Below are 20,306 nucleotides of genomic sequence, written 5' to 3' on the forward strand. Positions count from 1 at the left end.
AAAACCCTTATAGTGTATACATGCATGATGTACCACATACGGCTTCTAGTCTTGGACTTTTTAATAGGGAGAGTCGCTTTTACAGTCACGGTTGTATTAGATTAGAAAGACCACTTGAGCTCGCAAAATTACTACAGCCGAAAAAAACCATCGACGAAAATTTATTAGCACAATGCCTCTTGAATCAAAAACCACAACTCGTTGAACTGAAACAAAACACCCCAGTTTTCATCATGTATTTCACAGATTATATAGACCACAACGGAGAATGGAAATCCGTAAAGGACTACTATAAACTTAACAAGTATGACCAAAGTCATATTTCTAATTGATCAATTGCAGAAATCCCCAATATTAGCATAGCCATATTTGTAAGGATATAATTAAATAGTATGACGGAGGTTTTAGAACAAGTTATATGTCACCACTGCGGAGAGGATTGCCAGGAGGCTGGAGTTTACTTTGACGACAAGAACTTCTGCTGCATTGGCTGTAAAACAGTGTATGAAATCCTATCTGACAAAAACCTTTGTACCTACTACGACCTCAATCAACATTCTGGTGTAAGCCTGAAAAGTAAAAACTTCCAAGGACAGTTTGAGTACTTGGGTATTGAAGAGATTGTAGACCAACTACTTGATTTCAAATCCAAAACCCTTAACAAGCTTAGCTTATACCTTCCAGACGTACATTGCAGCTCTTGCGTTTGGCTTTTAGAAAACTTATATAAAGCCAAAAACGGTGTCATCAGTTCTAAACTAAACTTCACAAAAAAAGAACTAGAATTATCCTACAAACCAGATATAACTTCACTAAAAGAAATAGTGGAATTACTGGCCACGCTTGGCTACGAACCTCTCATTTCTTTAAATAACACGAGCAAACAGGTTTCCAAAAAATCGAATAGACTCCTTAAACAGATAGCTGTTACTGGCTTTTGTGCTGGAAACATTATGCTGCTCAGTTTTCCGGAATACTTTAACCTAGACTTAGATAACGCCGTAGATTCACAGTACCAGTCTTTTTTCCTATACCTTAATGTGCTGCTGGCTCTTCCAGTTTTTTTTTATGGAGCAGCAGATTATCTTAAAGGTGCCTTTATTTCCATTAAAGAGCTTATTCTTAAAAACACTGACGTCCTAAGTGTGGACATTCCTATTTCTTTAGGAATTTCAGCTTTGTTTTTCAGAAGTCTTTATGAAACTTTCTTTAACCACGGAGGTGCCTATTGGGATAGTTTGGCCGGACTCGTTTTCTTTCTTTTGATAGGAAAATGGACACAAACCAAAACATTTGAATTCCTATCTTTCGAAAGAAACTACAAATCATATTTCCCACTAGCCATCCAGGTTATCACAGGAAAATCTACCAGATACAAGAGTGTAGAAAGTCTTCAAAAGGGAGAAACTATGCTCATTCATCATGAAGAGCTTGTACCGGCAGATGCTACACTCTTAAGCGGAAAAGCTTTTATTGATTATAGTTTCGTAACAGGAGAAAGCGAGCCTGTAAGGATAAACGAAGGAGAACTTATTTATGCTGGGGGAAGACAAAAAGGAGATAACATAAGCTTAAAAATTCAAAAGGAGGTATCTCAAAGCTACCTGACGCAGCTTTGGAATAATGCATCGCTTCAAAAAGAAAAAAACAAAGTAGACACCCGATTTTCGGCTGCCTTTAGTAAGTATTTCACTTATATTACACTAGCTATAGCAACTGTTACTGGCCTTTACTGGCAGTTTCACGATCCTACTTTGGTATGGCCCGCTCTTACAGCTGTGCTTATGGTGGCCTGCCCTTGTGCTCTTACGCTTTCCATGCCATTCACTATGGGAGCAGTCATGAATATTTTTGGTAGGAATAAATTCTATGTCAAAAACCCAGAAGTAATACAGCGAATGTCTGAAATAAACGAATTGGTTTTTGACAAAACGGGCACACTTACCAAGAATAGTTCATCCGAAATAAGCTATTCCGGTGAGCAACTAAGTGAGGAAGAAAAAATACTGTTAAAAAGTATTACAAGCTTTTCCTTGCATCCTATCAGTAAAATAATTTTTGCAGATTTATCCACGTCTAAAACCTTAAAGACCGATTACTTTTTTGAGCATAAAGGAGCCGGTTTAGAAGCTATCATTGGCAGCCATGAAATAAAACTAGGTCATGCAGATTTCCTATATCTTGCAGAATTTCAAAGGGCACCAAATGCTTCTGTCTATTTGAAAATAGATAACAAACTGAAAGGATATTTTCAAATAAAACCTAGTTATAGGCCAGGATTAAGTAACGTATTGATCCAAATCAACAAAGGATATGAAATGCAACTTTTATCTGGAGATAACAGTAAAGACCGAACAGATTTAAAAACTTTTTTCTCTGAGGAGCACCTACATTTTGGGCTAAAGCCACAAGAGAAGTTAGATTTCATTGCAGAACGCCAAAAAGAAAACAAAAATGTTATGATGATAGGCGATGGGCTTAATGATGCGGGTGCATTGGGTCAGAGCAATGTAGGCATAGCTATTTCTGAAAACACGCAAGCATTTACTCCAGCCTCAGATGCCATTTTAGATGCTCAGCAATTTACCTTACTACCTCAATTTTTATCATTTAGTAAAAATGCTGTAAACATTGTGAAAATCAGCTTTTTACTATCTTTGATATATAATTTCATCTGTATCAGTTGGGCCGTTACGGGTAAGCTATCTCCTATTTTAGCGGCCATATTTATGCCATTAAGTTCTATTTCTGTGGTATTGTTTTCCATACTCTTAACACATATTACCGCCAAAAAACTTAAACTTATTTAAACTATGTCTGTTATTATCTTACTTGTTATTTTAGCCTTATTAGTAGCCGGAGGCTTCCTTTTAGCATTTTTCTGGGCAACCGATGATGGGCAGTTTGACGACACAGAAACACCCGCCATGCGAATACTGGGTGACGATTGACCACACACTTCCTTTCTGCAAACGGAATACAAACCTACAACTGACCGTTTTTTTTCTAAAATAATCCAAATCCAAAAAAAACGATACGAAAGCATACCTTAACCGAAGGTTTCCAAACCTGACGATACTCATAAGCGAGCCTTATAAACCTCATGATTACTTCTTTTGCTTAGTACGACATTAGATCTACTTAAACAGTAATATCATGCGAACCGTAAACGACAACAATAGAACAATTAGCACCTCAGAAGAATTAAGTGCCTATAAAGGCGAACTATTACGGGTTCAAGAAGAGGTCAATTTCTTTATTAAAACAATAAATAAATTAAAAAAAGAAACGATTGGCGACAGTACAAAAAGTTTGAAAGTGGCAGAGCTTGCACAGGACTCTACCCACTTCAAAACACTCACCACGCGATTAATTGAAGAGCTAAACGCTATCCATCACGACCAAACAGAACACGCCAAACTAGATAAAGAAACGTTCAAAGACCAGCGATACTTTAAACTAGAAATGGGTGATTTCAGACCCAATTACAAAGAATTCAAATTACTCTTCAGGACTTTCGTTGCGAGTTTTGAATACCTCACAGTTAAAAACATGAGCAATGTCATAAATGCATAAGCAACCCATCATGTTTCCCAAAAGCATCTGGATCTAGTTTTACATCCGATAATTAAACACAAAACACTGTTTATGAATTTGAATGTTACCACAGCCAATGCTGGCGAATCTCTAGAAGGATTTTACTACGACAATAAGATCGTCAAGGCCTTTATGATAGCCACGGTAGTTTTCGGAATTGTGGGGATGCTGGCGGGATTAACCGCTTCCATTCAGCTATTTTATCCGGCTGCCAACTTTAATCTACCCTACACTTCTTTTGGTAGAATGAGACCCTTGCATACCAATGCCGTCATTTTTGCTTTTGTAGGAAATGGTATGTTTGCAGGTATTTATTATTCGCTTCAGCGTCTTACCAAAGCCGCCATGTTTAGCAAAGTACTTAGCTGGATCCACTTCTGGGGATGGCAACTTATCATTCTTTCCGCAGCCATCACATTGCCTTTAGGCATGAACTCATCAAAAGAATATGCTGAGTTAGAATGGCCTATTGATATCGCCATTGCGGTAGTTTGGGTTATTTTCTCTGCCAACCTAATAGGTACTTTATTTAAAAGAAGAGAGCGTCATATGTATGTAGCCATCTGGTTTTATCTAGCTACAGCGGTTACCATTGCTCTCTTACATATCGTTAATTCCTTGGCTATTCCAGTGAGTTTAACGAAAAGTTACTCTTTATTCGCTGGTGTTCAGGATGCCCTTGTGCAGTGGTGGTATGGTCATAACGCTGTAGCGTTCTTTTTAACTACACCTATTCTCGGCTTGATGTACTACTTCTTACCTAAAGCTGCTAACAGGCCAGTTTTTTCTTATAAACTGTCTATTATCCACTTCTGGTCTTTAATATTCATTTATATCTGGGCTGGACCTCACCATTTATTATATACTGCTTTGCCTGATTGGGCACAAAGCTTGGGTGTTGCTTTCTCTATTATGCTTTTAGCTCCATCTTGGGGTGGAATGCTAAACGGACTTTTAACCTTGCGTGGAGCTTGGGACAGAGTTAGAGAAGATCCAGTTTTGAAGTTCTTCGTGGTTGCGGTAACGGCATATGGTATGGCCACTTTTGAAGGCCCAATGCTTTCCTTGAAAAACGTAAATGCCATATCTCACTATACAGACTGGACCGTAGCTCACGTGCATGTTGGTGCCCTTGGCTGGAACGGCTTCATGATTTTTGGAATGTTATATTACTTAGTTCCAAAAATGTGGAAAACTAAAATCTATTCTATTAAACTTGCTAATGCTCACTTCTGGATAGCTACATTAGGTATTCTTTTTTATGCTCTACCATTATATTGGGCAGGCTTTACACAAAGTTTAATGTGGAAAGAGTTTGACTCCGATGGCTTTCTAGCTTATCCAAACTTCTTAGAAACAGTGACGCAAATTATCCCGATGTATGTGATGCGTTCTATTGGCGGTACCATGTACCTGATAGGAACCTGTATCATGGTTTACAACTTAATAAAAACTGCAGGCACTGGTACTTTCCAAAAAGAAGAATACGCTGAGGCTCCAGCTCTTATAAAGAATGTAAAAATCTCTGGTGGACACTGGCATTCAGTTTTAGAAAGAAAGCCTGTATTATTTACGGTCTTATCTTTTGTGGCAGTACTTATCGGCGGAGTAATTGAGTTTGTGCCTACTTGGATAGTGGACTCAAACGTACCAACTATCGCTTCGGTAAAACCTTATACGCCATTAGAATTAGAAGGTAGAGATATTTACATTAGGGAAGGTTGTAATAACTGCCACTCTCAGATGATTCGTCCGTTTAGAGATGAAACAGAGCGATACGGTGAATACACCAAAGCTGGTGAAATGGTATACGATCACCCTCACTTATGGGGTTCTAAAAGAACAGGGCCTGATCTACAGCGTGAAGGAGGTAAATACCCTAACAGTTGGCACTACAACCATATGTTAGACCCAAGTAGCATGTCTCCGGGGTCTATTATGCCCGCATACCCATGGTTATTTGACAATGACATTGACACTGAACTTATTGACAATAAGCTTTCTGCCATGCAAACACTGGGTGTGCCTTACTCAGACAAAGAGATTGAGAATGCAGCCAGTACTATGCTAGCACAAGGAGAAACTATTTCTAAGAATTTGTCCGAAGGCGGAATTGAGGTCAGCGAGAATAAAGAAATAGTAGCTCTAATAGCCTACTTACAAAGATTAGGAACCGATATAAAAGTAAACCGATGATAAAGAACTACCTATCTGATATAGAAGGAGTAAGTATTTACCCTATTATATCGCTAAGCATATTTTTCATATTCTTTGTACTCCTTGGAATATTCGTTTTCAAGTCTGACAAAAAATACATTGCTCACATGGAAAATCTTCCTCTCGGAGATAACGAAGGGGATGATTCTCACGCTTAAAACAACAAGTCAATGAATTTTCACATACAATCAGGAGAACAATTATTTCAATTTATCCTATTACTTGTTCTCATCATATTTGCCGTAATACTCTTAGGTATCGTTATAAATGTGCACTTAACAGCCAAGGCCATTTTAAACAAGAAAATGGGCATAGAAACAAAGCCATTTTCCTTAGATAAATTCTGGAAGAAAATTAAGGGAGAAGTACCCATGGAAATGGAATCAGATCTTATGATGGATCATGATTATGATGGCATCAAAGAGCTCGACAACCACCTTCCACCATGGTGGCTAGGAATGTTTTATGCTGGCGTTGTCTTCGCTATAGTCTATATGCTTAACTATCACGTATGGAAATGGAGTCCGCTTCAAACAGAGGAGTATGAAATAGCCATGAATGAAGCTGCTGAGAAAAAAGCATTGGCACAAGAAAACAATCCAGAATCTACGATAGACGAAAACGCTGTGGAGCTAATTACCGACGAAGCCCAAGTGGCAAGAGGTAAAACCATCTACGACGGAAGCTGTGCCGTATGCCACGGAAATCTAGGTGAAGGTGGTGTAGGTCCAAACTTAACAGACCAATATTGGTTGCACGGCGGCTCCGTGAGCAGCATTTTCCAAACCATAAAACATGGTGTTCCTGAAAAAGGAATGATATCTTGGGAAGCGACACTTAAACCGCTAGACATTCAGCAGGTAAGTAGTTTTATATTAACCCTTCAAGGTACAAACCCAGAGAACCCAAAAGCGGCTCAAGGAGACTTATATACACCTGAAGAAGCCGTTGTAGAATCAAAAACTGCAGTTGAACCAGAAACTACAACTGCACTTTAAATTATAAAGCGATGCCTACCGATATTGTTTTTGACGAATTATATGAGGATGACGAATACAGAGACAACCTTGCCACTGTAGATAAAGACGGTAAAAGAATCTGGCTTTATCCTAAAAAAGCAAAGGGGCCTTTCTTAAATAAAAGACTCTGGGCTACCATTGTTTTCTTGGTCATCTTCATTAGCGGTCCTTTTATCAAAATCGGTGGACAACCACTTTTAATGATGAACATTTTTGATAGAAAGTTCGTCATTTTCGGACAGTACTTCCTTCCACAAGACTTTGTCTTGTTTGGATTGGGTATGATAATTTTTGTGCTATTTATCGCTCTTTTTACCGTGGCCTTTGGTAGAATTTGGTGTGGGTGGCTATGCCCTCAAACCGTTTTTATGGAAATGATTTTTAGACCCATAGAAAACTGGTTAGAAGGAGATGGCAGAACTCAGAAGAAGTTTGATGAAGGTCCTTGGAATTTCAACAAAATTTGGCGTAAAACACTTAAGCATATCATCTTCATTGCATTTTCCATAGTTATAGCTCATATCACTATGGCTTATATTATTGGCATAGAAAACGTGAAAGAGCTTATCACGCATTCACCTTCCGAAAACCTTTCTGGCTTTATAGGTTTGGTTGTATTTACAGGCATCTTCTATTTCGTATTTACTAAATTAAGAGAGCAGGTTTGTATAGCTATATGTCCATATGGTAGGTTACAAGGTGTATTGGTAAACAGAGATACCATGACCGTGATCTACGATTACCTAAGAGGCGAACCAAGAGGGAAAATAAAAAAGGACGCTACAAAAGAAGAAACTAGTGCCCAAGGCGACTGTGTAGATTGTAAACTTTGCATTCAAGTTTGTCCCACGGGAATTGACATCAGAAATGGAATTCAGTTAGAGTGTGTCAACTGCACCGCTTGTATAGATGCCTGTGACGATGTTATGGAGAAGGTAAACAAGCCGAAAGGATTGATAAGATACGCCTCCGTAGAGTCTGTAGAAAAAGGAGTTCCTTATAAATTCTCAAAAAGGTCAATTGCGTACTCCATTGTTTTAACGCTCCTTATTGGTGTTGAAGCCATGCTGATTATTGGCAGGTCTGAAATAGAGACTACGGTTATGAGAGTGCCTGGGCAGCTCTATCAAATTACTGAAAAGGGTACGGTTACAAACCTTTATAATGCCCAGATGGTCAACAAATCTCAGGATGAAATAAATGTTCAAATGAAACTGGTAGAGCCCGCAGGTGAACTAAGAGTAGTGGGTGCAGAAAGTAGTATAAAATTGCCTTCCGGCGAAAAGAGAGAAGTGGTATTCTTCATAGAACTGGAAAAAGAGAAAGTAACCAGTACTAAAACAGAGGTAGTGATAGAGCTTTATGACGCAGAAGAAAATATCGAGACTATTGAGACCACGTTTTTTGGGCCGGTGGCGAAGTAGCTTTTAGCTTTCAGGGAAGTTAGAATTATCGAGTAAGAGTTTATCAATCTACAAAAAATTAAGAATATGAGTTGGGGAAAAGGTATTGCATTATTGTATAGCAGTTTCGTAGTATTCATGGTTGGCTTGGTGTATATGTGTGTACAGCAAAAAGACATCTTTCTGGTCAGTCCAGATTACTACAAACAAGAACTAGCATACCAAGACAAGATAGATCATAGTCAAAACGCCGCGGACCTAAGTTCGGAGGTTATTATTGCCTATACAGAAACGGGGCTAGCCATCACTTTCCCAGAAGAGTGTAAGGCGTCTTCTGGAGAGGTAACACTCTACAGACCTTCAAACGCAAATATGGATCTTTCTATACCTTTTAAACTAAGCCTCACCAATACGTTAAATGTACCTACTACCGATCTGGATAAAGGTTTGTGGGTTTTAAAACTAAGTTGGTCTAAAGATAAAAAACAGTATTATTTAGAAGAAAAAGTAACTCTTTAAGATGCTTTGGTCTGCCTTTATCATGGGATTTTTTGGCAGTGTGCACTGTGCAGGTATGTGCGGACCGCTAACCTTCTTATTGCCTAATGATAAAAAGAAATACCCCACCTTTTTTGCTGGCAGAAGTCTCTACAATATTGGTAGAATATTCACATATTCGATACTCGGCTTAGTCATCGGTTTTATTGGTCAAAACACCAATTTTTTTATTTCCAAAGGCGTGCTTTCCGTTTGGCTTGGACTTATTATTATTACAGGTCTATTTATTTCTGGAAACTTTATTCACAATCAGTTCTTTTACAACAGCCTTAGCAGATTTACCTCAAAGTTAAAGTCAGGTTTCCGTAAGAGTTTTGAGGCCAACTACTTCACTGGTCAGTTTGTTTTTGGGGTGATTAACGGGCTTTTACCATGCGGGCTAGTATATGCTGCATTAGCAGGAGCTTTCATTCAACTCAACCCCTTTACTGGAGCTGCATTTATGGCAATATTTGGTCTGGGAACACTCCCTATGATGTTGTCTATTTCTTTAGGAAGTGGCTGGATAAAAAAACGATTCGGTAGCAGCATTAAAAATATTATACCTGTCACTTATGCTTTACTAGCTTTCTGGTTAATTTTCAGAGGCATCACCACGCAAAACCCAGATTTTCATGGAGAAGGCGTAAAGGCCATTGTTAACTGTTTTGTCCCATAAAATATCTTTCAAATACCCCTTTAATTTAAAAAAGCCAAGGCTGACACATTTCATCGTTGGCTTCCTTTTCAATTCTAAAAGTGTTTACGATAATCCCACAGTACCCAAAGCTTTTTTGATGGCTGTCATATTGGTTTGAAGAGCGTCATCATTTTCCATATCATTGAGCACTTGATTGAAAGGCTCTGTTCTTACAGGTCCATCATACCCTATAGCAATAACGCCTTCCAAAAATGCTTTGATATTTATTATACCTGTTGCCATTGGCAATTCTCTTTTACCGTCGCGTTGTTCTTTCCTTTCAAATCCCGATCTAACATCATTAATATCGCATGTAATGATATCTTCAGGTTTAAGGCTTTTAATGTCTTCTAGGGTATCATTGGCCGTATACCAATGAAAACTATCCAAAACAAAACCCACATTACTTTCTCCTATTTCACCAATAAGCTCCTTCCCCTCTTTCATACTGGCTATGAAAGGATACCTTCTGGCAATCAAAGATTCTCTTGTTCCCAGATATTCTAAGCCGAACCTAATACCATAATCCTTCATTACTCTGGCACATTCACCTAATCGATAGGCATGCTCTTTCATGTTTTCATTGTATGTCAGCTCCTCATGAGATGATATTATCCAAGTATTTATCCTCGTGGCTTCTTGCTTTGCCATAGTTTGGCAAAATTTTTCTAAATCTTTAAAACCATTATTAAAAGTGGTTTTATCCTTTCTGAATTCTACAGGAACATTTGTGCTGTCATAAGAGATATGATGCTCCTTCATTTTAGCCGTATGCTCATTAAGTTGGTCACTAGAATATGATTTCATAACCTCCTCCGTAAAAGGACTGATGGCCTCATAACCATACTTAATGGCATAATCTAAGGTTTGACTCAAATTAGATTTAACACCAATAATACCGGGGTTTAACGCCAACTTAAACTTTCTTTCCGCGGCTTGCTGAGCAAAAAGAGAGGTAGAAGGAAGAGCTGAAGCCGCAGCGAAGGCAGCGGAAGATTTCAAAAATTGACGACGTTCCATTGGTTATCTTAGGTAATGAGATCCTTAAATTACAAAATGAAACATCAAAGCAATTGCCTAAATATGTCAAAATCTCTTTTGGATCGACTAAAACAATTGATAAGCTAAAATTGTGCTAGAAAAAGCGACGAATAAGATAAAGAAGAAGGTTTAACAGAACGCTAACCAAAATCATAGTTACCACTGGAAAGAAGATTTTAGTGTTACCTTTCTGATAGGAAATATCTCCAGGTAGTTTACCAAGCCATGCTAATTTATCCCAGAAGAAATAAATCAGAATACCTGCCATAACAATGACAGCACCCACAAGAATAATATATTTTCCTAAGTTTTGATTCATAGTTAATATCAACATTTCAAAACAAAACTAAGCAGTCTAATGCCCAGAAGTAAAAGCGGATTGTAACTCTGAGCCTTTTGTATTTTGATGTTCTAAAGTCCACCCAGAAGTAAAACTTGTTTCCAAAATAGACTTACCTACCTTTCTAAACACAGCTACTTGAAGCCCCATTTTGTTCCAAAACATTTCCTCCATTTCATGAACGGTCATCTGTGGTTCAATCACAAAACTCTCCTGTTCTTTTTTTCTAGCAAACTCCTGAAGGGTTTTCCTTCTGAGGCTACCTTCTATACTTTCCCCTTTCCTGAAAAACTCAATGCTTAGAAAAGGAAACAGCGTACTAAATTTTGTTTCTATTTCTAGAATACTCATTTCTGATCTAACGTCTAACTTTTCCATGATTTTCATAGGTTCCGATTTTATAACACAAAATTGTAAAGTTCTTGGCTAGGGAAATATGAGCATAATCATTGGACCAAATCGGATTGAACAGTATTTTATGTCATGACCTTTTATGATAAAAGTCATACTTTAGAGCCTTAGAAGATTCCTAATTGCACTTTCTTAATTTGTAATATCTATATGCTTAGCTCTCATCAGTTCGATGCTGTCTTCCTTTATGCCAATGAGGCCATTCTTCTCACCAATCAAAGAGGTGAGCTAGTAAGGATAAATCCTGCATGCGTAAAACTTTTTGGCTACGAAAACGAAGATCTCGTAGGAAAAAGAATAGATACGCTCATACCAGAGCGGTTTCGTAATGCCCATGTCGGTCATGTCAAAAGCTATCACAAAAAACCCAACCCAAGGGCAATGGGTGCGGATTTAGATTTATACGCTGAAAAAAAGGATGGAGAGGAATTTCCGGTGGAAGTGAGTTTAAGCCCCTGCCAACTAGATGGTGAGCAAATGGTTATTGCTTTCATCATTGACATTACCGAGCGTAAAAGAGTGGAAACACAAGCCAAGGGATATCAACTGAAACTTGAAAAAGAAGTAGAAGACCGAACCCTTATCTTACAAGAGGCTATAGAGAAGCTTGAGAATACTAAAAAGAAACTAGACGAATCTCTGCAAAAAGAACGAGAACTGAATCAGCTTAAGTCAAGGTTTATTTCTACCGCATCTCACGAATTCCGAACACCTTTAGCCACTGTACTTTCTTCGTTAACCTTGGTAGAAAAATACATTGAATTAGAAGATACAGAAAAGCAATCGAAACATTTGGCTAGAATCAAAAAATCGATTTCAAATCTCACAGACATTTTAAACGACATTCTATCCGTCAACAAAATTGATGAAGGAAAAATAGTTTCAAACCCCCATTTATTCAACCTAAATGAGCTTTTAGAGGATCTTGTTACGGAGTTAAACCTTATAACCAAACCTGGCCAAAAAATTATTTTAGAGATAGAAAACGAAATCCTCATAAACCAAGACCCTAAATTATTAACACATATTCTTAGTAACCTACTTTCCAATGCCATCAAATTCTCAGATATGGAAACGAGTATTTTCTTAAGGATTAAACTTTTAGAAAACGAGGTGGAAATGAACATTAAAGATGAAGGAATTGGCATTCCAGAATCTGACTTAGAGCACCTATTCACGCGATTCTTCAGATCCGAAAATGCGGGTCAGATTCAAGGCACTGGCCTAGGCTTATCCATTGTAAACCAATACGCAGAACTACTAAACGGTCACGTAAAATGCATAAGCAAACTCCATGAGGGTAGCGAGTTTATTTTAACCATCCCTAAAACACTTCAAGCATGAAAAAGATACTATTGATAGAAGATAACCTAGAAATAAGAGAAAATACCTCTGAGATTTTAGAATTAGATGGCTTCCAAGTCTTTACCGCAGAAAATGGAAAAATAGGTGTAGAAAAAGCCTTGTCAGAAATTCCCGATCTAATAATCTGTGATATTATGATGCCCGTTTTGGATGGTTACGGAGTGTTACACTTGCTTTCTAAAAACCCAAAAACAGAAAGCATTCCATTTATCTTTTTAACGGCAAAAGCAGACCGTGGGGATTATAGGAGAGGAATGGAAATGGGTGCTGATGATTACATCACAAAACCCTTTGAAGAGTTAGAATTATTAAATGCCATAGAAAGCAGACTAAAAAAACAGGAGCTTGTCAATAAAAAATACAAGCAAATGGAAGGTTTGGAAGAACTCATAAAAGATGTAGGCGGTGATGAAGACTTGCGAATACTAAATCAAAATAGAGAAAGAAGAAACTACCGTAAAAAAACTGAAATTTATAGAGAGGGAGCATACCCGCTGTATCTTTTCTATATAGAAAAAGGCCGAGTAAAGACCTATAAAACGAATGAAGACGGCAAAGAATTGATAGTAGGTCTTTATGGTGAAGGAGACTACTTTGGCCATGTAAACCTCATGACAGACGAATCTTATTCCGAGTCTGCTGCTCCTATTGAAGACTGTGAAATATGCCTCATCCCTAAATCAGACTTCAACGATTTGTTGCATAAAAACAGACAAGTCTCACAGAAGTTTATTGGCATACTTTCAAAAGAGATAAAAGAGAATGAGGAACAACTCCTCAAACTAGCCTACAACTCTGTCAGGAAAAGAGTATCCGAAGCGTTGATAAAGTTCTTTGAACCAGCAAATGGAAGCATGGCTAAGGAAGGCATAAAAATTAGCCGAGACGACATCTCAAACGTTGCTGGTACTTCTTTAGAAACCGCCATCAGAACCCTGTCAGATTTTAAAGAGGAAAAACTAATAGAAATAGTATCGGGTAAAATCAAGATTCTGGAAATGGATAAGCTTAAAGCTTTAAGAAATTAGATTAGTAAGCTCCACAAACTCCTGATAAGTCAACTGCTCAGCCCTTTTGTTAAGATTTGGATGCTCAAAATCTATTCCCATAGGTTTTAAAGCATTACTTAACATTTTACGGCGTTGATTAAAACCAGTCTTCACCACTGTAAAGAAAAGCTTTTCGTCGCAGTCAAGTGTAGCGTTTTCATTCCTTACCAACCTTATCACCCCAGAGTCTACTTTTGGAGGTGGATCGAAAGAAATTGGAGGCACATCTATATGGTAATCTATATTGTAATAGGCTTGTAAAAGCACGCTTAAAATACCGTACTTTTTACTCCCAGGTTTTGAGGCTATTCGCTCTGCCACTTCCTTTTGAAGCATACAAACCACCTCATCCACAATGTCTTTGTCTTGTAAAACCTTGAAAAATATCTGTGAAGAAATATTATATGGAAAGTTTCCTATGATACCCAGCTTTTCACCTTCTACCAATGAAAGCTCTTTGGTGAGCCACATATTTAGTACATCCTCATTATACACACGGCCTTTTAAATCTGGAAAATGCTCGTTAAGATACACTACGGACTCCCCATCTAGCTCCACCACGTGAGTTTCCACATCTTCTCTTTCTAAAAGGTATTTTGTTAGAACACCCATTCCTGGGCCAATTTCCAATAGCTTCTTATACTTATCTCTAGGCACAATAAGATCAACAATATTTTTAGCAATGTCCTCATTATTTAAGAAATGCTGACCCAGATGTTTTTTTGCCCTTACTTTCGCCATTAAAAAATACTCATATTTGACCCCAAAAATAGGTATTAATTCTTAGTTTTAGCTGTTTATTACCTGAGAGGATATCCCTAAAATATTTATAGTTCATCGCTTCCATGCCAAGAAAAAAAACAGCATTTGCAGAATTCGACCCACTTCAAGACCTTATAGACAACACCTCTGAAGTAGTGATGATGCTATCGCCAGATTTAAAATTCCTTTTTGTCAATAAAGCTTTTAGAGAAGCCTTTGGCTTTGCGTCGGAAGAGGTGATCAGTATGTCTTTTTTAGACATCATTCATCCAGATTCTTTAAAAGATGTCAAGAGCAGGTTAAACCATGTAAAACAAGGGCAGCCTGTTTCTAACTTCCAAATGATTACCCGAAACAAAGACCTCAAACGTGTTTATTTGGAAGGCGAAATAACATGTCGATTTGACGAAGGTGAGGTAGTAAACTACAGATGTCTTTTTAGGGACATTACACAGCGAAGACGAGCCGAAAGAGCCCAAGACTTATACTATTCTATTGCCCAAGCCAACTTAAAAACGCAAGATCTAAAGGAGTTCTTGAAAATGGTGCATGAAGAGCTTCAAAAGAAAATTTATGCCAATAACTTCTTTGTAGCCATTTATGAACCCGAAGATAGCTCCATTTATTTCCCATATCGTGTTGACGAACAATACCAAACGCCAGTAGAAGACAGACGAAAACTAGGAAATGGAATCGTAGAATATGCCTTGGTTCAAAACAAACCCTTATTATACTATAAAGACGAATTCGAAGAACTTGTCAAATCCGAAAAAATATTCCTTTACGGAAAGGAAGTCCCTGAAGTACAGGTTATTGTTCCTCTAAAGGTCAACGGAAAAACCACCGGAGTAATTGGTATTAAATCCTATTCTGATGCGACCAAATTTAGTAGTAGAAACTTAGAACTTTTAGAGTTCGTTTCTGGTCAGGTGGCTTTGGCTCTTGTAAGGAAAAAGTCTCAAGAAGATCTCTTTACTCAGACGTCCCGGTTAAACGCCGTTTTTGATAGTAGTTCGCACCAAATATGGACGGTAGACAGCAAACGACACCTTAGCTCTTTCAATAAAAACTACGCTAAACTTATTAAAGAGCAGTTAGGTACTCCTCCCCAATTAGACATTAGCATAGAAAAGGTAGGCTGGAAATTAATTGCCCCTAACGATAGGCCATTTTTGAGAGAGATGTACAATTTGGCATTTGAAGGAAAGCCTCAATACTTTGAAATGCATTGGGGTGATATTGACGGAGGAGAGGATTGGTATGAATTCCACCTCAACCCTATTATGTCTACCGAAAGTGGTAAAACGACCGAGGTCTCTGGAATTGCCAGAAATGTCACGGAAAAGAAAAAAGCGATCATCTCTATTCAAAAAAGCGAAGAAAAATTCAGAAACATCATTGAGTCATTTATTGACATCTATTACCGTACAGATTTGGCTGGTAATGTGACCATGATATCACCATCCGTATTCACCCATACTGGATATTCGGTAGAAGAAGTCACAGGAAATAAAGTGGATAAATTCTTTGAAAATGCAGAAGCTAGCTCACAGAATATCAAAACTTTACTTAAAAATGGCAGCATTACCAACTTCGATGTTACCGTTAAAAGAAAGGATGGAGCCATTAGGCAATTCATGCTGAATATTAGGATGATTAAAGATAAAAAGGGTTTCCCATTTGCCGTAGAAGGAATTGCTAGAGATATAACAGAACTAAAAAACTATGCCGACGAACTACAAGTAGCAAAAGTAGAAGCGGAACATTCCTTAGCCGTTAAAGAAAGATTTTTGGCCAATATGAGCCATGAAATCAGAACGCCAATGAACGGAATCATTGGAATGATAGACGTTTTAAATGAAACACCTCTGGAAGTAGAGCAGAAAGACTACGTCAATACCATCAAAAAGTCTTCTCAAACGCTGCTTACTATTCTAAACGATATACTAGACCTCTCTAAAATAGAGGCAGGCAAAATGGACCTTCATTTAGCAGATGTTGAACTGGAAGAAATACTAAAGACCCTTATTGCTCTTTTCAGTCAGAAGGCATTTGAAAAAGGGAACTCCATTAAATATAAACTTTCTAGCGACCTTCCTAAATACTTCAAAGCAGACCAAACAAGAATACTTCAGATTCTATCCAACCTTACTTCTAATGCCATAAAATTCACCGAAAATGGAGAAATTAACATTGAAGTAAGCTTAATTTCGGAAGAAGGCAATAACGTAGAAATTAAGTTTGAGGTTATTGACCAAGGAATTGGTATTTCTGAAGAAGATCAAAACAAGCTTTTCAATGCTTTCCAACAATTGGATAATTCTACCAGCAAATCATTTGGAGGAACGGGGCTTGGATTGGTGATATCAAGAGAGTTGAGCCAAAGAATGAAAGGGGATATGGGCGTTTGCTCTGAAATAGGCAGTGGTAGTAACTTTTGGTTTACTTGTAATCTAGAAAAAGCAAAAAAACCTTCTGGCAACGATACCTCTTTAACTGGTGAAATTAAACTCACAGGATACTTCAAAGATATCCAACCCAAAATTTTGTTGGTAGACGATAATGACATCAACAGGAAAGTGGCTCGTGAGATACTTACCAGATCAGGATGTGAAATAGCAGAAGCAGAATCAGGCAAAGCTGCCATAGAATTATTTGAGAAAAGCCAAAATTTCAATCTCATCCTTATGGACATCCAGATGCCAGAGATGGACGGCATTGAAACCACAAAAATCCTGAGAGAGCGTTTCGAAAAAACCTTGCCAAAGGTAGTGGCCATGACCGCTTATTCTATGCAGGATGATAAAGAGAAATTCCTCAGCAGCGGTTTTGACGGATACGTATCCAAACCCATTAGAGCAGCTATCCTTGTTAAAACAGTGGAGGAAATGATTAAAGGCACAAAGCCCTCTAAACGTAAAACATCTAAGAAAAAAGGACTTCATCTGCAAGACATTCCCTCATTTGACATGAGTGTCATCAATGGGCTCAAAGAAATGGTAGGCCAAGAAATGATAATCTCGGTATTTAAAGATTTTGAGAAAGAGGCCGAAGAGCAGCTAGAAAAAACTCATCAAGCCTATCTGGATAAAGATGTTAAAGCCATCCAGCAGGAGCTTCACACCTTAAAAGGCAACTCTGGCACCATTGGATTAATGAAAATTCATGAGATAGTAAAAGCCATTGAAGTTCCTGCGAAGACAGGAAATCTTGATAATTTTGAAGCTAATTTCAAAATTTTAATGATTGAATTTAACAAAGTCAAAAAAGAATTCCATAAGCTATAAGTCATATTTAAAGCATTGTAAGTAATTTTATGTTACTTAGTCAGTGAAGAAAAGTGAATCTTTAAAATGAATTCTACTAAATGGCTGACCTATTTGGTCTGCCTTTATTTAGGTCTTATAACATCCGCAAAGGCCCAAATTAACTGTGGTACTGAAGCGTTAACTGCTCTTGAAGAAAGTGCATTTTCAGCCTCTTTAAACGCACCTATGAAAAATCTTAGGCGTTCTAACTATGCCTTAGCTATAAACGCCGTAATCGTTCACCCTGACACTAGCTTTGCAAACTTTAACAACGATGATGTCAGTCAATTAATAGAGCAAGCCAATTTATATTTTTCTAAAATAGGCCTGTCTTTTTATTTAAGAACTGGGGCCGTCAAGAATGTTAATAACGCCAAATATCAAAATTTCAGCACCACCAATGAAGCCGCTCTAAGAAAAGAATATGACGCCTTAGATGCTATCAATATTTATTTTGTCAAGTCTATAAAAGACAAAGATGGCGTTCTGCTAAATGGCTATAGCAGTCAGCCAAGCTATAATGCCAGCAGTAATAAACTTTTTTTCAGCTACGCCAATAACAATCCGGAGGACTTTAAAATACTCAGAGAAAAGACCTTTCTACATGAGTTTGGGCATTATTTTGGACTTTTGCATACTTTTCAAAACAGCAATCACGAAACCATTTCAAAAAGGGAATTGGTGGTTCGAGGTATAAACGGAAACTGTGCCACCACAGGCGATGAAATATGCGACACACCCGCCGACCCTTTCGATAGACTTCAGACGGCTTCGGTTTTTAACTGCACCGCTGCCTACCCAGATAACTTAAAAGATGCAAACGGAGACGTATATAAAGTATTTTTCGACAATCTAATGTCTTACCACATTGGCTGCGGAAACACCTTTACAGAGCAACAATATGAAAGAATGGAGAGTGCTCTAAACATGAGATTATCTCCTAGTGCTGAATATCAAATATCTGCACAGAAAGAAGCAAATTTCATTAGTATTAAACCTTTGAAAAAGAAAATATACTGTGCTGGAGAAACGATTACAGTAGGTCTAGAAACTACAGGATTGTTTAAAGACGATAATGTCTACAGCTTAGAAATATCTGACCAATACGGCTCTAATTTCAATATAGTGGAGAGCGATTTCCTCAAAGACAGCGTGAAAATAACCTTACCTGATGCCTTGGTACCCGGTACGGGCTATAGGTTCAAGATTAATGCTTCTTCACCCGCTATTTCCAGTTTCATATCTGAAAGCTTCCAAGTGAAAACCATTGGGCAAATAAAATTATCAGCTCAGCAAACAGCCATAAATCTAGGAGAGCAAACCATTTTAAAAGTCAGCATGACGGGTGGTGGCACTTGGAGTTTTAAACTTAACGATAACAAGGCGTTTTCAAATATATATAGCTCAGAGCTAGAAATACCTGTCAAACCATCCCAAGATACCCTTTACCGCATCCTCAACGCAGAATACCTCTGTGGGGTAAAAGTCGACACCCAATATGTTGCAATAAGCGTGATATCCCCGAGCATCACTATCTCAGATTCTTTCGAAGGAGCTTTTTGTAAGAACGAGATTATTAAAATTCCGGTTTCGGGTTTAAACATTGAAAACATTGCAAAATATAGGGTTGTATTAAAAGGCATTAACAATAGCTATATAATTCAACCTAACATTTCCCCTTTCTCTGTAAATTTCTTATTACCCTCTGAAGTTTTGGAAAACGAAACTTATGAGATGAAACTCACGGGGGAAGGCTTAGGGGACTTCAGTAAATCCATTTCCCTAACGATAAAAGAAACACCTGGTCAGCCCAGAATTATCAGCCCAGTGAAATACTGTTTCAATTCCCCTTCTACACCGCTTACGGCAGAAGGCGACAGTCTCTTATGGTTTTTAACAGAAAAAGACGGCAAAGTATTTTCAAGTATCACACCTCCTACCACAGCTGATGGTGTGTATTTCTATTACGTATCTGAGGCTTCGGCGTCTGGGTGCTATAGTGAAAGAAGCAAAATAGAAGTTCAAGTAAAACCACCTGTTACGGCTAATTTAAGCGGAAGCAGTACCATAATTTCAGGAGACTCCACCAAACTAAAAATTGAACTCACAGGAGATGCTCCATGGAACATCCAAATGCAAGACGGAAGTTTATTCACCTCAGAAACCGCCACTTTTGAATATTTCGTGAAGCCTTCTAGTTCTACCGCTTATAGCCTAAAGAAAGTAGAAAATTTTTGTGGAAACGGCTTTATTTCTGGCCTAGCAGAGGTGGAAGTGATTCTTCCTTTGGCTTCTTCATTAGAGCAGTTTAAACCCCTCCTAGTTTACCCTATTCCTGCCGACAACTACCTTGATATAGTGACCAATGTTTATGACCAAGAAGAGGTGAAAATAGAACTGTATGACCTAAACGGCAAGGTCGTTTTATCTGATAATTTCAAAACAGACCAAGGTCTAATAAGAATAAAGCTTCCAAGAGTAAACTCTGGAAGCTATATTTTGAAAGTCAATAGAGATAAAAAAAGCGATTCTAAAAAGGTTTATATTCGTTAAATCT

Annotated in this window: 17 protein-coding genes; 13 read left to right on the forward strand and 4 right to left on the reverse strand. The window is 37.9% G+C overall.

Annotated elements, in window-relative coordinates; translation table 11 throughout:
- The first annotated feature begins 20 nt into the window (after positions 1–20).
- The 9 genes from ACSBFT_RS13245 to ACSBFT_RS13285 all read left to right on the forward strand — a co-directional run bounded on the left by ACSBFT_RS13245 (position 21) and on the right by ACSBFT_RS13285 (position 9,452).
- Positions 21–332 (forward strand): hypothetical protein, encoded by a 312-nt coding sequence (locus ACSBFT_RS13245; protein WP_489600995.1) that lies wholly within the window; start codon positions 21–23, stop codon positions 330–332.
- Positions 333–392: 60 nt separating this feature from the next.
- Positions 393–2,810, forward strand: coding sequence for a heavy metal translocating P-type ATPase (locus ACSBFT_RS13250; RefSeq protein WP_489600996.1), 2,418 nt, complete (start codon positions 393–395; stop codon positions 2,808–2,810).
- Positions 2,811–2,813: 3 nt separating this feature from the next.
- Positions 2,814–2,951, forward strand: a complete 138-nt coding sequence (gene ccoS, locus ACSBFT_RS13255; RefSeq protein ID WP_463045979.1) for a cbb3-type cytochrome oxidase assembly protein CcoS — start codon at positions 2,814–2,816, stop codon at positions 2,949–2,951.
- Between the two features lie 205 nt (positions 2,952–3,156).
- Positions 3,157–3,576, forward strand: coding sequence for a hypothetical protein (locus tag ACSBFT_RS13260; protein WP_489600997.1), 420 nt, complete (start codon positions 3,157–3,159; stop codon positions 3,574–3,576).
- 72 nt (positions 3,577–3,648) lie between these two features.
- Positions 3,649–5,793 (forward strand): cytochrome-c oxidase, cbb3-type subunit I, encoded by a 2,145-nt coding sequence (ccoN, locus tag ACSBFT_RS13265; protein WP_463045981.1) that lies wholly within the window; start codon positions 3,649–3,651, stop codon positions 5,791–5,793.
- Between the two features lie 191 nt (positions 5,794–5,984).
- Positions 5,985–6,812, forward strand: coding sequence for a cbb3-type cytochrome c oxidase N-terminal domain-containing protein (locus ACSBFT_RS13270; RefSeq protein ID WP_489600998.1), 828 nt, complete (start codon positions 5,985–5,987; stop codon positions 6,810–6,812).
- A gap of 11 nt (positions 6,813–6,823) precedes the next feature.
- Positions 6,824–8,257, forward strand: coding sequence for a cytochrome c oxidase accessory protein CcoG (gene ccoG, locus ACSBFT_RS13275; protein ID WP_463045983.1), 1,434 nt, complete (start codon positions 6,824–6,826; stop codon positions 8,255–8,257).
- A 66-nt stretch (positions 8,258–8,323) separates the two neighbouring features.
- The gene (locus tag ACSBFT_RS13280; protein WP_463045984.1) at positions 8,324–8,755 is read left to right on the forward strand and encodes a FixH family protein; all 432 of its coding nucleotides are present in this window, start codon (positions 8,324–8,326) and stop codon (positions 8,753–8,755) included.
- Between the two features lies 1 nt (position 8,756).
- A complete protein-coding gene (locus ACSBFT_RS13285; RefSeq protein ID WP_489600999.1) occupies positions 8,757–9,452 on the forward strand; it encodes a sulfite exporter TauE/SafE family protein in 696 nt (231 codons plus the stop codon).
- Between the two features lie 84 nt (positions 9,453–9,536).
- Here ACSBFT_RS13285 and ACSBFT_RS13290 read toward each other — a convergent pair whose 3' ends face one another.
- The 3 genes from ACSBFT_RS13290 to ACSBFT_RS13300 all read right to left on the reverse strand — a co-directional run bounded on the left by ACSBFT_RS13290 (position 9,537) and on the right by ACSBFT_RS13300 (position 11,232).
- Positions 9,537–10,493, reverse strand: a complete 957-nt coding sequence (locus tag ACSBFT_RS13290; protein WP_463045986.1) for a sugar phosphate isomerase/epimerase family protein — start codon at positions 10,491–10,493, stop codon at positions 9,537–9,539.
- Between the two features lie 115 nt (positions 10,494–10,608).
- A complete protein-coding gene (locus tag ACSBFT_RS13295; protein ID WP_463045987.1) occupies positions 10,609–10,833 on the reverse strand; it encodes a DUF2905 domain-containing protein in 225 nt (74 codons plus the stop codon).
- A 36-nt stretch (positions 10,834–10,869) separates the two neighbouring features.
- Positions 10,870–11,232 carry a hypothetical protein gene (locus ACSBFT_RS13300; RefSeq protein WP_489601000.1) on the reverse strand — a complete coding sequence of 121 codons (363 nt, stop codon included), beginning with the start codon at positions 11,230–11,232 and terminating at the stop codon, positions 10,870–10,872.
- Between the two features lie 183 nt (positions 11,233–11,415).
- On the opposite strand from ACSBFT_RS13300, the gene ACSBFT_RS13305 reads away from it, so the two are divergent.
- On the forward strand, positions 11,416–12,609 hold the full coding sequence (locus ACSBFT_RS13305; protein WP_463045989.1) for a PAS domain-containing sensor histidine kinase: 1,194 nt from the start codon (positions 11,416–11,418) through the stop codon (positions 12,607–12,609).
- Positions 12,606–13,658, forward strand: coding sequence for a response regulator (locus ACSBFT_RS13310; protein ID WP_463045990.1), 1,053 nt, complete (start codon positions 12,606–12,608; stop codon positions 13,656–13,658). The genes ACSBFT_RS13305 and ACSBFT_RS13310 overlap by 4 nt, the downstream gene beginning before the upstream one ends.
- Here ACSBFT_RS13310 and rsmA read toward each other — a convergent pair.
- On the reverse strand, positions 13,647–14,420 hold the full coding sequence (gene rsmA / locus ACSBFT_RS13315) for a 16S rRNA (adenine(1518)-N(6)/adenine(1519)-N(6))-dimethyltransferase RsmA (RefSeq protein ID WP_489601001.1): 774 nt from the start codon (positions 14,418–14,420) through the stop codon (positions 13,647–13,649). The genes ACSBFT_RS13310 and rsmA overlap by 12 nt on opposite strands.
- A 104-nt stretch (positions 14,421–14,524) precedes the next feature.
- Here rsmA and ACSBFT_RS13320 point away from each other — a divergent pair, with 104 nt between their 5' ends.
- Together ACSBFT_RS13320 and ACSBFT_RS13325 are read left to right on the forward strand one after the other, a co-directional pair.
- Positions 14,525–17,728 (forward strand): PAS domain S-box protein, encoded by a 3,204-nt coding sequence (locus tag ACSBFT_RS13320; protein WP_489601002.1) that lies wholly within the window; start codon positions 14,525–14,527, stop codon positions 17,726–17,728.
- A gap of 66 nt (positions 17,729–17,794) precedes the next feature.
- Positions 17,795–20,302, forward strand: a complete 2,508-nt coding sequence (locus ACSBFT_RS13325) for a T9SS type A sorting domain-containing protein (RefSeq protein ID WP_489601003.1) — start codon at positions 17,795–17,797, stop codon at positions 20,300–20,302.
- Positions 20,303–20,306: the final 4 nt, after the last annotated feature.

This window comes from Arcticibacterium sp. SM2516 (assembly GCF_057914865.1).